The following is a 15,556-nucleotide window of genomic DNA, read 5'->3' on the forward strand; positions in this document are numbered from 1 at the left end:
ATATGTAATTAAATGTAAAAGTATAATATAATTATTACTAGTTTCTTACAAAACAATTCACAACCTTTGAAAGGAGGAATGTTGTATAAGTGAATATTTAATCTTGTTAATAATATAGCTTTTATCTTTAGGATACTCTCTACCATCTGTTTTCTGATTATTTGAAAGTTTTAACTAACCACCATAGAGCACCAATCATAACTATAATTTCAAATACAATCAATGCTGTATTAGCTTTCTTTTTTTTGAACTCTTTTAGTAAATTGAGTAAAGCGACTATAAATAAAATTATAAAAAATAAGACCAAAAGTATATTCATTAAGAAACCTCCTGAAATTTCAATATTTTAACTTTATTATACATTAAATTAATACATATAATACATAAAATTTATCTATATAATTATATAGATAAAAAGGGATTTAAGGTTATTTTAAGGTAAATGAAAGTTACTTGAAAGAATCTCAGTTTAATATAAAAGTATAACTTAACACAGGAGGGATGAAATAATGTTAAAGAAACTGGGAATAGGTTTAGTAACTTCCTTAATTTTGTTGAGTACAAATGGTATTGCTGATGCATCTACTAACAGCGTACATGTAAAAAATGAAATGATATCTAAGAGCACAAAAAAGTGCAGTGACTGTTGGCGTGTTGGTCAATCTAGGGTTGAGGAAGGAGTTGCAGCAAAGCATACAACAATAGATGGAGAAAAAGTTGTCAAATATACAGTACAGGGCAATGGAAAGGTTAGAATGGATGTCATTGGTAAAGGATTTGCTGAAATTAAAGTAACTAGGGAGAATGGGAAAAGTGTATATTATCAGTTTGAGGTAATTTAATTAGTAATCAAATATAGGTTTTCATTTTAGAACGTTGCCTTCCTATAATTAGGAAGGCTTTTATCATTTTAGCCAAGAAGACTCCTTCCTCAAGGAACGCGAAGTGAGTAGGTGGGAGATGAATTGGCTTCGAACAAGGGATGGCAAGAAGCCATCTTAATTGTTCGACATACATAAAGTGTTACTTCACTATCTATCGAATGTACGTTTGGTATATAATAGTCATATACCGAAATGGAGGTGAATCAAATGATAATTAATAAGGCCTATAAGTTTCGTATCTATCCAAATCAAGCACAAGCAATTCTAATTAACAAAACGATAGGTTGTTCTCGCTTTGTATTCAATCATTTCCTATCCCTATGGGATCACGCATATAAAGAAACTGGGAAAGGTTTAACATATGGTACATGCTCTGCCAAACTTCCTGCCATGAAGAAAGAATTTGTTTGGCTAAAAGAAGTGGATAGTATTGCGATTCAGTCGTCTGTTCGCAACCTTGCGGATGCGTATACACGCTTTTTCAAAAAACAAAACAGCGCACCGCACTTTAAATCTAAGAAGAACAACGTACAATCTTATACCACAAAACAAACAAATGAAAACATTGCCGTTGTAGGGAACAAAATAAAGTTGCCAAAACTAGGCCTTGTTCGATTTGCCAAAAGTCGCAAAGTAGAGGGGCGTATTGTCAATGCTACAGTTAGACGGAACCCTTCTGGTAGATATTTTGTGTCACTATTAGTTGAAACAGAAGTACAAGAACTTCCGAAAACAGATTCTTACATTGGAATAGATGTAGGACTAAAAGATTTCGCTATTTTGTCAGATGGAACCCACTATGAAAATCCGAAGTTTTTCCGATCATTAGAAGATAAGTTGGCGAAAGCACAGCGTGTGCTTTCTAGAAGAATGAAAGGATCTTCTCGCTGGAATAAACAACGAGTAAAGGTAGCTAGAATTCATGAATACATATCAAATACTAGAAAAGATTACTTGGACAAAATTTCAACTGAAATCATCAAAAACCACGATGTTATCGGTATAGAGGATTTGCAAGTATCGAATATGTTAAAGAATCATAAGTTAGCAAAAGTAATTAGTGAGGTATCTTGGTCACAATTTCGATCCATGTTAGAATACAAAGCAAAATGGTATGGCAAACAAGTCATTGTCGTATCGAAAACATTTGCTTCCAGCCAATTATGTTCTTGTTGTGGATATCAAAATAAAGACGTTAAAAATCTAAACCTACGTGAATGGGACTGTCCTTCTTGTTGTACACACCATGATAGGGATATTAACGCAAGTATCAATCTAAAGAATGAAGCGATAAGGCTTCTAACCGCAAGGACTGCGGGGTTAGCCTAATCAATTAGAGTTCGTTAGAACTCTTTACTTAGGAATCCCTCACTTCTAAACGAAGTGAAAGTGGGGGTAGTTCAATATTACATAAATAGGATAAAATAATAGTTCGCTAAATTGGCTAGGAACATAACTAAAAATGTCAGAGGAAATTTAGTAAATTGTTTCACATGAATCATCTTCTCTTGTTTGGATTAATACATATTAAAGTTTATTCTTTGCTTTTCTTTTATAAGAAAAAATAATGTATTTTTTCATTTTATTTTAAGGAGTATTTTGTTTGCTTAGCTTGATAGCAATGTGGTGTCCCACTTATCATTATGACATTTGCACTGGCTATGGCTAAAAATGAATATAATAAGATTTTCTATAATTTAGATAGATGAGATGAATAGGTAGTTTAATTAGTTGACTATTTGAGCTGCATATTGTTCTAAATTTGCGAGTGGCTCCCAAAAAGAAGGAATCGTGGACGTACCACATGATAAAGTGAGAAGCTTTAAAATGTTTACCTTCGTCTAAATACAAGTTATACATACATATATTGATCTTATTAAGGTATATATTACACATAATATTATGTTAAAGGTGGCGAATTGTATCATGAAAGATTTTGTTCTCGAAAAAGAAAACATTATTCGTAAATATGGTGAATGGACCGCTTATGATATTAAATTAACGGATACTCTATATACAAGAGATATTCGACAACCAAATCCTGCATTAAAAAAAATTGTGACAATGATTCAAGATATCACACAATGTGATTTTAAAAATCTTCGAATCTTAGATTTAGCTTGTTTAGAGGGGCATTACGCTATTGAGTTTGCTATGCAAGGAGCAACTGTTGTAGGGATAGAAGGAAGAGAATCAAACATACAAAAAGCTATATTCGCTAAAGATTTATTAAGGTTGGAAAACTTAACCTTTTATCAAGATGATGTAAGAAATTTAAGTGCTGAAAAATATGGTCATTTTGATATTGTTTTATGCTCTGGTATTTTATATCATTTAGACTGCTCAGATGTATTCCCCTTTTTAGAAAAAGTGTATGAAGTATGCAAAAGGTTTGTAATAATTGATACTCATATCACTTCTACTCCTAATGTATCAGTACTTTATAAAAATTATGAATATAAGGGATACACAATGCTAGAACACTCTGCTAATTCATCAATAGAAGAACGTTTAAAATCAAAATGGGCATCATTAGATAACGTTACTAGTTTTTGGATGACAAAATCCTCTTTATACAATTTTTTAACGCGAACAGGTTTCTCTTCTATAAATGAATCCAGAAGTTTAGTTCAAGAAGATAGAATTACTGTTGTAGCTTTTAAGAAATATCCTATAGAAATTAAAAGCTCTCCTGAAACAGAAAAATACATTGAACCCGATTATTTAGAATGCTAAAAATAACACTATATGTCATTCAAGTTAAAATCGTAAAGTATCCCTAAACAAAATTATCAATTCTCCAAAACCTAATTATATAAATGCAACCCGTTGTTTCCGTTTTGGGATACTATATAGTTGTAGATAGTGATGGAATAGCACCGCATTACTATCAACTTAAAGAAATACTTCCGAAAACAAAAAATGAAAAGAATAATAAAAAAGCTTATCATTCCGTGTTAAAAGATAAGCTTTTTTATTTTAGGGTAATTACAAGTATTGAAATTCTTTTAATACTCTCATAATAAACTTAAAGATGCTCTTTTCGACCTTGTAAAATTAATCCTTCATTATTTAAAAGCCGTGATATACCATATAGCAACAACATTTCCATTTTTATCGAGTACTCTGCCTTCAGCTGCTCCTTCTTCATATGCTGTTACTACACCAGTTTTAGGGTTTACATAAATTTTGTTTTCACTAAATAAGACATATTTGTATTGTTTTCCGCTTGGCGTCATTGACCAAGGTTTCCCCACTTTAATGTGCATAAATTCACCTTGTACGTCAGATACTTGATAAACCGATTTTGTTGATTCTTGATTGTTTACTGCAGCGTGAGTCTTAGTAGTAGCAAAAGTTCCTAAGCCTCCAATTCCTATGGTAGCTGCTAACGCAATTCCAACAAATTTTTTCATTTGATAATGCCTCCTTCTTTAATTCATATCTGTATATTAAACGGTTAGTCTTTCATGTCACTTTCATTTACCTTACAATAACCTTAAATGGATTTTTTGAAAATTCTGACCGATGCGAGGGAGAGTATGAAAAAAAATATATTAATTGTTGATGATGACAAAGATATTATTGATCTTTTAAAGCTTTTTTTAGAAATGGAAAATTTTTTTGTTGTAGAGACTTCAAATGGCGAAGTTGCCTTAAAGTGTCTAGAAGAAAATCATATTGATTTAGCTATTGTTGATATTATGATGCCTAAAATGGATGGTTATCAATTAATTAAAAAGATTCGTGAGACATTACAATTTCCGATACTTATTTTGTCAGCCAAATCTCAAGAAGTAGATAAAATTATCGGTTTAGGAATTGGAGCAGATGACTTCATTACAAAGCCATTTAGTGCTTTAGAAATTATAGCTAGAGTTCAAGCTCACCTTAGAAGGTCCTATGAGTTTAATGATAAGGCTGTAGAAGGTACGGAGAATCAAATTCATATGGGTGATTTAGTATTAGATCATCATTCTTGTACACTCTATAAATCAAGCGAATCCATTACTCTCAGTGCTACGGAATATAAAATCTTAACACTTTTTATGAAGGAACCAGGGAGAATATTTACTAAAAAACAAATTTTTGAAAATGTATGGTCTGATTATTACTGTGCAGATGATAATACAATTATGGTTCATATTAGTAGACTACGAGAGAAATTAGAGGATTCTCCTAAGAATCCAGTTTATATAAAAACGATCCGGGGACTTGGGTATAGATTTGCTAGGAAGGAAGAACTTTATGAAAAATAAAGTTTTATATATCTTAATTAAAAATTACGTTATATTTGCACTAGCAATAGGTTTCACTGTGATAATTTTATTTATATTTTTGATGTACCAAACAGAAAAGCAACTAGGAGAGCTAAATAATTTAAAAGCAAGTGAAGTAGTGCGTGAAAACTTTGAAACCATTAATTCAGAATCAATAGAATCATTTGGTGGTTGGGTAGAAATTCTTAATGAAAATTTACAAGTTATCTATACCAAAGGGGAAAAGAAGGATAAGTTTTTATCATATTCACAAAAAGAATTTGCTACTTTATTTTTTGATAATGACAAGCTTCCTTATTATTCATCTGTAGCAACATTTGTAACGAAAAAAGGTGAAACATTATATTGCCTTGTTAAGGTTCCTAAAAAAGCAATAAAATATGAATATACGTTTTCTGATAAAAATGAGGAATACGTATATGTTTTTTATAAGATATTACTTTCTACGATCGGTTTATTTTTTGTATTTTTCTCTATGAATGTATATATATTTAGTAGGCAAATTGCTAGGAAAATAACCAGGCCATTGGATAAACTAGCAACTGGATTTGAGGGAATTGCTAGTGGGAAATATGATAAAAGGTTAAACTATGAAACATATTTTGAGTTAATGCAAATACAGCATTCGTTTAATGTTATGTCGGAAAAACTCGATAAAATAGAGAAAGAGAAGAAGAGGTTGGAAGAAACTAAGCAGAAGATGCTTGTAGATTTGTCTCATGATTTAAGGACACCAATTACAACCGTTCAAGGTTATGTTGAGGCATTACAACTAGGGATCATTACAGAAAAAGGTGAAAGAGAAAGAACTTTGAATGTAATATATAATAAGATTCGAATCATTGCGGTATTAACTGAAGATATTTTTGAACTGTCTAAATTAGAGCATTCTGATTACCCTTTTGAAGTACATCCAACTGATGTATCTGAGTTTATTCGTGAATTGCTTGTAGAATATTATGATTTATTTCAAGCGAAGCGCTTAATCCTTCAATATCAAATACCCTCTAAAGAAGTGATTGCTCCAATTAACAACAGGTTACTATACCGTGCTATCTCTAATATAATATCTAATGCTCTACAGTATAATACGGCAGGTACGACCGTGTTTGTATCGTTAAATGAGGATGAAAGCAAAGTATATATAAACATTATAGATAATGGAATTGGAATACCTGAGGATATGAAACAAAGTATTTTTGATGCATTTGTTCGAGTAGATGATTCTCGAAAAAATAATGGGGGATCAGGTCTTGGATTAACTATTGCTAAGCATATAGTAGAAAAACATGGAGGGAGCATAAATTTAGATAGTACAAAGAAAAAAACACATTTCTGTATTTCTTTACCTAAATGCAGTGTGTAAATATCTTATGAAAAGTGTTAGTAAGTTAAATGGTTGAATAAAGAGAAAACGCACGATTTAGTTCTTTTAAATTTAACTCTGATTCATATGAAATTGTATAAACATAGCAACTTAAAACTGCTCTTCTTTTTGTTAAACTTCGTGACTTTATCGGAAATCTATATTAGCATTTATGTATATGAAGTAAGCATAAAAGGAGATACCATATGAAAATAACAAAAATAACATGTAGTATGATGTTTAGTTTAATACTATTAACATCATGTGATATATCGGATAAAGAAATTAAACAAAAAGCTCAAAGTTATACAAAATCGCAGTATGGTTTTTCTGTTAAACTAAATGAAGTTGAAATACCGGGGAATTATAAAGATTTACTGGGGCCAGATGTACGGATAGCTCATGTACAGCAAGTAAATGAACCGTATTTGCAGTTTCAGCTAGCTTTGGATGGACGAATCTCTCCAAAAGTAGATAGTGATAATTATAAAATCAAAAAAGAAGCGAATGATGTAAAAGAAAAGTTCAATACATATTATGTTGGAAAAGAGAATAACGATATATTTACGTTTGAACAAATGTATACGGGAAATATTGTTTTTGATAAAAAAGAAGAAGCAGAAAAAGAAAAGAAAAATGTAAAGAAATTCGTTACGGCAGTTTTTAGAAGTAATATATTTTTGGATGTAAACAATCCTGTGCATATGGAAAAATTAGCAGAGCTGGCAAGAAGTATTCAAGAATTTAATAAGACAAATGGAAATAATAAGAGTAGCGTGGAAGATATAACGATTCAGTTGCCAAATGCGGATAAGGAGCTATTACAGAGCATTGCAGTAGATTATATATTAACAGCTGATGATGCAAAAAAAGCTCTTGAGAGAAAAGAGCGTTATATGGAAGCTTTACTGCTTACAAAATAAAAAAGGGGCTCATTTCGATTTCTTGTTTTATCATTTTAGTCAAGGGGGTTCTTTTAAAACCTCGTATAGGTAATCAGTACGATAAAATGGGAGACATTAGTCATTGCTTATCGATGGTAAAGTAGACGTATATCATTTAATAAAGAACCCATGTAACAATACAAATAATAATTTGTATGTGAACGTAAAAAACACCAAGATTGCCCTGAAGAGGGGTAGTCTTGGTGTTTTTTAGTTAAGATTACGATTTTTTAAGTGATTTTCATATTCTGTTAACCACACTAACATCAAGTCCTTTAATTCAATCGTTTCAATTTCGCAAGTGTATTCTTCATCTTCCACATATCGATGGGTAATCTTTGTATAAACTGATCTTATCTCTAAATCAGAATTGTTACCCCATCACCATAAAGTTAAAGTTTTTTTAGGTCTCAAAAATGAAAAATATGCTATTCCATTTGTAGAATTATAGGAAGGGTGGCGTATTTTTCTTTTTGTTTTGCTAACTTGATGTTAATGTGGTGTAACCTTAATATTTAAAAATTAAAAAAGTCCCTTAATCATGTTAAAGGGAACTTGCTCACGCAAATGATCTGTAAATCAATTCATTTTTGATATACAGATCATTTGTATGATGATTTTTATAAATAATTGCTAAATAGTGAATTTACATAAATGCTTTTAGAAGTTCTTGAATTAATGGGATTGCTCCACCTATAAATTTTAAAACTGCCATTGCGATTTCCATATTATTCGCTCCTCTTTTTTCTTATTAAGATGTGGTGAATCTTTATAACCTTATTATAGTAAGCGATTACAATTATAACAATATATTTATGTATGCAATATTGCATATTTATACATTAGGCCTCTATTAGCCATTTTTTAATGTTACCATAGCAAGGTAAGAGTCTATAAGGGTTCTTCTTAATAGGAGGAAATATGGAAAGAGTGCAAGCGATTTACAGTAATCAAAAATTTAAGAGTTGGGTTAAACAGGTATTAGCTGTAGGAGGAGTAATAGGGTGCTGCTATTTGGTGTTATATGTTTTCTGTTTCTTAGTTATCATGTAAATATTATACAACTAAACTAGTAGAGTCTTGCCTAGAGAGGTAAGGCTCTTTTATTGTAGTACCGGGAGATGAGCAAACTACATACAATAACTCTTAGGTTTTTCAGATCACTTTGTATGGTTCCTTGTTTAGAACACTAATTCCTACTAGCATTGAAAACAGAATTCTATTGATAAAAAATATGTTTTTACTAGATACATATTAAAAAGACAAGCATAAATTATATTAGATTTTGGCAAAATCTTTTTGCCTTGGAAAAGGATTTAAATCTTACTGATAGATTTGATTCCTTTTTTATATACCATAATCCTTATATTACTACGTAAATATAATACAGTAATAATGGTGTAAAAGCAAGAATTTTAGTAGCGGTACGTTCAAACATCCATTAACTTAAGATTTTAAAGTAGCTCTTAAACAAAAAAATTCTTTTTTTAATTGATTAATAGTAAACAAGAAAGGTTGGCAAATTAACAACTAAAGAGATTTCTTCAGGTAAGCTAATAAGTAATCTATCAAAAGATCCTTTACAAAATTTACCGTTTTAGCCAAGAAGACTCCTTCCTCAAGGAGCGTGAAGGATCACAGCCCAGTGAGTAGGTGGGAGATGAATTGGCTTCGAACAAGGGATGACAAGAAGTCATCTTAATCAATAGCTAAACCTAATAATAAATTAATAAAAGAATGAGTTTTCCATTGTGTACGAATTTCAACATTTCCATAACAAAATTCATTAATAATGGTTAAGAATGATTATATAGAAAATGGGAGTCATAGTGTAAATTTTTCTATAGATATTGATGGCGTAATATCTAACCCATATACCTGCGGAACAAACATTATTCTTAATAGCCTCATAGAGATTAAGAAACGTTATAAAAATTCTTGAAAGATTCTAAAACTGAGGATTCATTAAAAATACATTGGTAGCATAATGTGGTAGGGGAAATAAACGCTAAGGAAAAAGTTTGAGGAAAAAGTATTATGTTTATTACAAATGAAAATAAAATGTATGATCCTCAGGTAAGGGTGACAGTGAATTAAAACTGGAAAATAAAGTGTCCAGTAAATAAGGAAATATTAAAGGTAGAAGAACAGAACTTTTGAGTATTAGTGGAATCGCTCAGGAAGAAAAAGTGACAGCGAAATTTAAAATTACTAATTTCTGTTCATCGATTCCGAACTTTGATGAAAAATACAAGTGAAACGCTGCTAAATAGCAGCGTTTCACTTAGTACATAAAATATATATTATTCCTTTTAAATTAACTATCAAAGTAGAGGTAGTATACCATTATCATAAAAAAATTAAGGAAAGTCCAGTACAATACCGAATCCATGCCAAAGAAGCTGTCTAATGAAATAATGTGTCTAACATTTTGGATTCACTTCAGTTATGTGTGCTTTTTTTACTAAATATCTAGAATGCATTATAATAAGTTGTTATCTTCTAGTAGTTGATACCAATCATCATTTTTATTACCTACAGTATCACTAATTCCTCCAGCTTGAACAAATTTACTACCTAATTCACAATATTTTCTCCCTAAATAGTAATGTTGTAAGAAAGTATTCAAATTACCATAGGATTCAATAACAAAGTTTTGATCAATTAAATCTCCAAACAAACAAGAAACTTCACCATTAATTTTATTAATAAATAATGGATAGTTTTCTATTTTTCCTATACATATCCATTTATTAGTACCACCTGGCATATCATCGGTATAAAACTGAATACTATCAAGTTTTTCATGACCAAATATAGTTATTACTCCGCCATTTAATATTTCGTATTTTCCTATAATAAAATAATAATCTTTTAAAACACCTTCCTCTAATTTTTTGTCAAAGTTGTCTTGTATTTCTATTATTTCCCCAATCAGCAAACTAAATGGGTCATTACCTAAAATGTCTTTAATTAATTCTATTTTTTCTAATACTGATTTGTCCATTTTCTACTCCCTCTCAATATTTATCTTTACTCTCGAACCATAAGGGGCATCTTTTAATTGTACTCCTAAAATTCCACCAATTCGTCTATTTGTAAATTGATCCATGAATTGAAGGTTACTTCTAACGTCTTCTCCATTAAGGCCTAAATCCCAGCGGTGATCTGGATCCATATCATACTTTACTTTATCGATTAATTCTTTTGCTAATTTTTTATCTTTTGGATAATAGATTTCAATAATCTTTTTTATAACATCCTTTCGATACTGTTTTGTAACTTGAGGATCTCTAATAGGTTTTGTCTTTTGCAATAAGTTTGCATCACTCAAATTTTGTAATTTTTTCACTTTACGATCAAAATCACGTAAATTCATATCACGAAATTCATTGCCCCATTTTACATTATTTTCGAATTTTATAGTTACTTCGTAATACTCACCTAATTCATCTACTTTTTTTACAGCGGGGGGAATCTTTCTTTTTCCTATGTTTTTTCCAGATTTACTTAATTTACTTTCCCCACTGTTAATTCTTATAAAAAAATCTTTAGACGGAGAAATTTCACTTTTAAGTGGGCTTGTACCGGCAAAAGCAAATCGATCTTTTAATGGTAAGTGGCTTGAAATATAAGGTATATCACCTGAAAATTTCGTTAACTTTACAGAGTCTCCAAGGGAAGTTACTTTTCCAATTTGGCCTGCTCCTTTATCTCCAATCCATCCTAAACCAAACTCCATAAAAATATTTGTTCCCCATTGTGTACGACTTTCAGCATCGCCATGCCAAAATTCATTCATAAAAGTGTCTGAAAAAGTATTTATCATGGTATAAGCGGTTTCTATAGGATGACCTGCAGCATATTTTAGGTTTTCCTTTGTCACTGTATCGTCTAACGAATTGTATGTCTCTACTAAATCGCCAATAAATTTTCCAGATCCATTCCAAACCCCTTTTATAAACTTTTCTAGTATATTCTTTTCAGAAGAACTACTTAATAGTATACCAGATTCGATTAGATTATTTGTTTTTATACTATTATCTAATCGAATATTATTGTCTAGATATTCATGAATAGAATCTGCCCATTCCATATTTATTCTTTGTGTACTAAATGTACCGCTTGCAGGGCTGAAGTCTTTTCCACTTTGAACCTCAGCAAGGCCTGCAGCGATACTAGCCGCTAATTGAATCGCGGTAGCATAGTTATTACTAGATGTTTGATTAAATTCATATAGATGTTCTAACTTTTCCTGGATTTTACGGCGCATTTCAATAAATAGGTTAACCATTGCATCCATATCCGGTAGTGGCATAATTTGTTTTGTAACTTCAATACTTGCTATCATTCGGTCAATCTCTCGGATTTGTTCTAATAGTTCTTGTTCAACTATATCTGTTGAGGCGACTCTTGATTGAAACTCAGCAGGAAAAGATTCATTTTGATGGAGTAATTCTTCACATAGGTAAATAATCCCCTGTGCTAAAGGAAGAAACGTTTCTGCAAAATACATTTTCGCACTATCATAAGTCTGACCCTGTAGGACAGAATCACCAACAAAACTGTCGATAGACTGGATTACTTGCTCCATACTTTGTATAGTAGCAGTACAAAAAGCATACATAGTGTTTGTTTGGGATTGTACCTCTCCAAGATACATATTTAAACTCATAAATTGGCCTCCCTAGCAAGTTTTTGTTTTTGATGAGTGAGGTCATTTTCTAGATTGTATAATTTTTGTTTCTCTTGAATTAATGTTTCCTTTTGTTCTTCTAATTTATAAGAAAGGCTTCTTTCAATTTGTTGAGTTTCTAATTGTATATTGGTAAAAAAGCGAAAGAGTTCTTTATCACCATGCCATGTTTCTAAAATACGATGAAAAAAGCGATGGCTGCGTATTTTTAATTCTTGAAAGTCTGCTTCTGCTTGTTCTTGTGTTTGTATTGCGCGTTGATTTTGGTATTGTTCCTCGGATAGATTCATTAGATTTTGACTCAAGACCTTCATTTTTTGTTCTATTTCTTGATTCATTTTTTCCGCCTACCTTTTTGCTTATATATAAGTTAACAGAAGGGATAAAGGAAAAATTCTTAAAAAAGCTAAAAATTCTTCTGTAAATCGTTGTCCATTCGTTCAAACTCTGTTGCTACAGACTGTATATTGTCAATGGATTGCTGAAAGGCAGCAAGAAATTGTCTAGTTAATTCTAAGGCTTGTTGGTTTGCTTCCTGTGCTTTGTGATTAACGGTTAAAGTTGTACGTGTTGCGTGCGTTATTGATTTACCTGTTGCATTTTGAATTGCGTCAGAAGCTGATCTCATTTGAGTAGCAATTTGTTCAGCTTTTTGAACATTACTTTGAAAGATTGCCATTATAATATAACTCCTTACTTCAATATGTTTTTTAATAGTAAAAAGAAAGGGCTATGTATTTTATTATGTTTAATATTAAATTAGCAGTATTTTCATATGTTATAAAACATAGCCTTATATTAATTGATTGATCCATAAAATGGAATACAATATTAATTATACCAATAAATCACTAGGTTTACTTAGGCGAATTTTGGCTTTAATACAAAATCATCCATGATACTTAATAATTAAATTCTGAAGGAGTAAAAAGGTATGAAAATTTGGCAATTAAAAAGCTTATTTGATAACTATCAATCTTTTCAGCTACTAAATTTAAAAGAAGACCGTAAAAAATATTTTGATGGGAAAATTGATTTGGCAATAAAACTGTCTGATTCGTGAGGGAAAATTTTTATTGAATGTGTAGAAGGTGATAAAAAAAGTGACTGTCCTATGTTCTGGGGAGAACTTGGTACACCAATGATTAGCAGAAAAGCGAAAGAAATATTAGAGCCTCTAATCTGTAATAATGTTGAGTTCCTTCCATTAATTCATGATGTTACAAGTGAAGTTTATTACCTAATAAACGTTCTAAATACAGTTGATGCAATTAACTATAATAAAGCAGTTTTGGAAAAACTAAGTACAGGGTTAATAATAGGGTTCGAAAAATACGCATTTTTAGCCAATAAAGTTGAGGGGCAGATAATATTTAAAACATTTTTAAATCAAAGATTACATTCTTCTACTGTCTTAGTATCTGATGAATTTAGAAATACAGTTTTAGAAAACAATTTAAAAGGTTTCGAATTTGTTGAGGTATGGGATTCAGAAGAGGGTGCGTAAAGAAATCTAATTTAATTAGATTAGTAATGTAAACCCATATCTAATAGAGTAAAAAATAAAGCATTAAATTTACACTATCGAAAAGAAATATAACTATTAAATTTACCATATGCATAAGTCAATTATAAGATCAGGGAAATTCAAATTCATGTAAAAATTATGCATTTATGTAAAAGACATTCATTGACACTTGTGTATATAAGTAACTATACTCGTTAAATCAAATTGAATGCGTGTTAATACGATTTCATTATTATGACAAACATGTAAATATAAAAATAGAAAATCTCAATTTGATAAATACAATGGTAGAGGTGTTTATTTTAATGAAGCACAAATTAATTGCAACAGGTATCCTTGCAGGTGCTATATTATCCTATTCTTCTAATATTTTAGCAGATACTCATAAATTCCCTGATGTTCCTACATGGGCTGATAAATCCGTTAATTATTTAGTTGATAAACAGGTATTAAATGGTTATCCAGATGGAACTTTTGGTTCAAATGACTCATTAGACAGAGCTGCGGCTACAAAAATTATGACAAAAGTTTTAGGTATACAAATTGATCCTAATGCAAAACCATCTTTTACAGATTCACAAAACCACTGGGCTACTCCTTATATTGCTGCTGCTGAAAAAGCTGGGATTGTTAAAGGTGAAGGTAATGGAATCTTCAATCCATCCGGAAAAGTAACTCGCGCTGCTATGGCTACGATGCTAGTAAATGCATATAAACTACAAAGCACACCAAATCATAATGATCAGGTTAGATTTGAAGATTTAAAAGGGCATTGGGGAGAAAAATATGCCAATATTTTAATAGATTTAAAAATCTCTAATGGTACCGAGAACGGTTGGCAACCAAATAGATTTATAACACGTGCTGAAGCTGCTCAACTTACTGCAAAAACAGATATGTTACAACAAAATTTAAACGATGAAAAAGAGGTTATTACTGCTACCTCATATGAAGATTTAAATTTAACAGTGGCTTCGAAAATTACAGCTCAAGAGATTGATAGTTTTATTGCGAAATATCACTCGGATAGTCCTTTAGTTGGACATGGGCAAGATTTTATTAATGCGCAAAATCAATATGGCGTGAGTGCTCATTATTTAGCGGCGCATGCGATTTTAGAATCTGGATACGGAAAATCAGAAATCGCATATCAAAAACATAATCTATTTGGTCTACGTGCATATGATGGAGATCCGTTTAAATATGCGAAATATTTACCAAGCTATGGCGATAGCATTGCTTATAACGCTAATTATGTACGAGAAAGATATTTAGAAGAAAGTGGTATGTATTATAACGGCCCAACATTAACTGGCATGAACGTGAAATATGCATCAGATAAAGGCTGGGCTAAGAAAATTGCAGGTATTATGGAACGTATTAAACCGTTTCATGTAGAAGACTATACATATGCAAAAAAATTACCAAAGAATCCTGAAACATTAGATGTTGACGCGTTATCTAATGAAATTCCATATAAAATGTATGCAGACGGTTCAAGCTCAAATGTTGTATCATCAGCTACTTACTATCAGGTACCTTATCCATTTAATTTGAAAATTAAAAGTAGACCAGATGTAGCTATCGAGGAGAATGAAGTTGGTACAGTAACTCCTGGAACAACCATCTTTATTTATCGTGAAGATCCGAATGGATGGGTAGAATTCTCTTTTGAAGCTAATGGAGAAAAATATTGGACATTAAAAAATAAATTAAGTATGTAATTAAAAAGATCTATTTCACTAGTTTTAATCACATATAATTGAGAGACAAGTTTTTTACTTTCTTAAAATAAAGTTATGTATACAAGAAAAGTTAGAGAATTATTTTCTCTAACTTTTCTTCGCTAGTATTTGAA

At 30.9% G+C, this 15,556-nt stretch carries 13 protein-coding genes and 2 pseudogenes; 8 read left to right on the forward strand and 7 right to left on the reverse strand.

Features of this window, described 5'->3' with window-relative positions; genetic code table 11:
- Positions 1-157: 157 nt before the first annotated feature.
- Complete coding sequence (locus ACUN13_RS27420; RefSeq protein WP_179206965.1) at positions 158-319, reverse strand: hypothetical protein; 162 nt, start codon at positions 317-319, stop codon at positions 158-160.
- Between the two features lie 190 nt (positions 320-509).
- Between ACUN13_RS27420 and ACUN13_RS27425 the strand changes: the two genes are divergently transcribed.
- The 3 genes from ACUN13_RS27425 to ACUN13_RS27435 all read left to right on the forward strand — a co-directional run bounded on the left by ACUN13_RS27425 (position 510) and on the right by ACUN13_RS27435 (position 3,620).
- Complete coding sequence (locus ACUN13_RS27425) at positions 510-842, forward strand: hypothetical protein (RefSeq protein WP_025690260.1); 333 nt, start codon at positions 510-512, stop codon at positions 840-842.
- A gap of 249 nt (positions 843-1,091) precedes the next feature.
- Positions 1,092-2,213 carry an IS200/IS605 family element RNA-guided endonuclease TnpB gene (gene tnpB, locus ACUN13_RS27430; protein WP_409532575.1) on the forward strand — a complete coding sequence of 374 codons (1,122 nt, stop codon included), beginning with the start codon at positions 1,092-1,094 and terminating at the stop codon, positions 2,211-2,213.
- Positions 2,214-2,810: 597 nt separating this feature from the next.
- Positions 2,811-3,620 carry a class I SAM-dependent methyltransferase gene (locus ACUN13_RS27435; protein ID WP_445424054.1) on the forward strand — a complete coding sequence of 270 codons (810 nt, stop codon included), beginning with the start codon at positions 2,811-2,813 and terminating at the stop codon, positions 3,618-3,620.
- Positions 3,621-3,952: 332 nt separating this feature from the next.
- Here the strand turns inward: ACUN13_RS27435 and ACUN13_RS27440 are convergent, their stop codons facing one another.
- On the reverse strand, positions 3,953-4,300 hold the full coding sequence (locus tag ACUN13_RS27440) for a hypothetical protein (protein ID WP_047387924.1): 348 nt from the start codon (positions 4,298-4,300) through the stop codon (positions 3,953-3,955).
- Positions 4,301-4,426: 126 nt separating this feature from the next.
- Between ACUN13_RS27440 and ACUN13_RS27445 the strand changes: the two genes are divergently transcribed.
- The 3 genes from ACUN13_RS27445 to ACUN13_RS27455 all read left to right on the forward strand — a co-directional run bounded on the left by ACUN13_RS27445 (position 4,427) and on the right by ACUN13_RS27455 (position 7,453).
- A complete protein-coding gene (locus ACUN13_RS27445; RefSeq protein ID WP_445424055.1) occupies positions 4,427-5,143 on the forward strand; it encodes a response regulator transcription factor in 717 nt (238 codons plus the stop codon).
- Complete coding sequence (locus ACUN13_RS27450) at positions 5,133-6,530, forward strand: sensor histidine kinase (protein ID WP_445424056.1); 1,398 nt, start codon at positions 5,133-5,135, stop codon at positions 6,528-6,530. The genes ACUN13_RS27445 and ACUN13_RS27450 overlap by 11 nt, the downstream gene beginning before the upstream one ends.
- Before the next feature lie 206 nt (positions 6,531-6,736).
- Positions 6,737-7,453, forward strand: coding sequence for a hypothetical protein (locus ACUN13_RS27455; protein ID WP_438906346.1), 717 nt, complete (start codon positions 6,737-6,739; stop codon positions 7,451-7,453).
- Positions 7,454-8,120: 667 nt separating this feature from the next.
- Here the strand turns inward: ACUN13_RS27455 and ACUN13_RS27460 are convergent.
- The 5 genes and pseudogenes from ACUN13_RS27460 to ACUN13_RS27480 all read right to left on the reverse strand — a co-directional run bounded on the left by ACUN13_RS27460 (position 8,121) and on the right by ACUN13_RS27480 (position 12,849).
- Positions 8,121-8,307, reverse strand: a pseudogene (locus ACUN13_RS27460) (hypothetical protein).
- A gap of 1,649 nt (positions 8,308-9,956) precedes the next feature.
- Positions 9,957-10,481: a hypothetical protein gene (locus ACUN13_RS27465; protein ID WP_445424057.1), complete on the reverse strand. Its 525-nt coding sequence runs from the start codon at positions 10,479-10,481 to the stop codon at positions 9,957-9,959.
- A gap of 3 nt (positions 10,482-10,484) precedes the next feature.
- Positions 10,485-12,149 (reverse strand): T7SS effector LXG polymorphic toxin, encoded by a 1,665-nt coding sequence (locus ACUN13_RS27470; protein ID WP_445424058.1) that lies wholly within the window; start codon positions 12,147-12,149, stop codon positions 10,485-10,487.
- Positions 12,146-12,508, reverse strand: a complete 363-nt coding sequence (locus tag ACUN13_RS27475) for a DUF3958 family protein (protein WP_001070984.1) — start codon at positions 12,506-12,508, stop codon at positions 12,146-12,148. Before ACUN13_RS27475 ends, ACUN13_RS27470 begins: the two co-directional genes overlap by 4 nt.
- A 68-nt stretch (positions 12,509-12,576) precedes the next feature.
- A complete protein-coding gene (locus ACUN13_RS27480) occupies positions 12,577-12,849 on the reverse strand; it encodes a TIGR04197 family type VII secretion effector (RefSeq protein ID WP_065705296.1) in 273 nt (90 codons plus the stop codon).
- 255 nt (positions 12,850-13,104) lie between these two features.
- On the opposite strand from ACUN13_RS27480, the pseudogene ACUN13_RS27485 reads away from it, so the two are divergent.
- Both ACUN13_RS27485 and ACUN13_RS27490 read left to right on the forward strand, forming a co-directional pair.
- Positions 13,105-13,677, forward strand: a pseudogene (locus tag ACUN13_RS27485) (imm11 family protein).
- 326 nt (positions 13,678-14,003) lie between these two features.
- A complete protein-coding gene (locus ACUN13_RS27490; protein ID WP_445424059.1) occupies positions 14,004-15,422 on the forward strand; it encodes an S-layer homology domain-containing protein in 1,419 nt (472 codons plus the stop codon).
- Positions 15,423-15,556: the final 134 nt, after the last annotated feature.

This window comes from Bacillus cereus group sp. Bce041 (assembly GCF_052646455.1).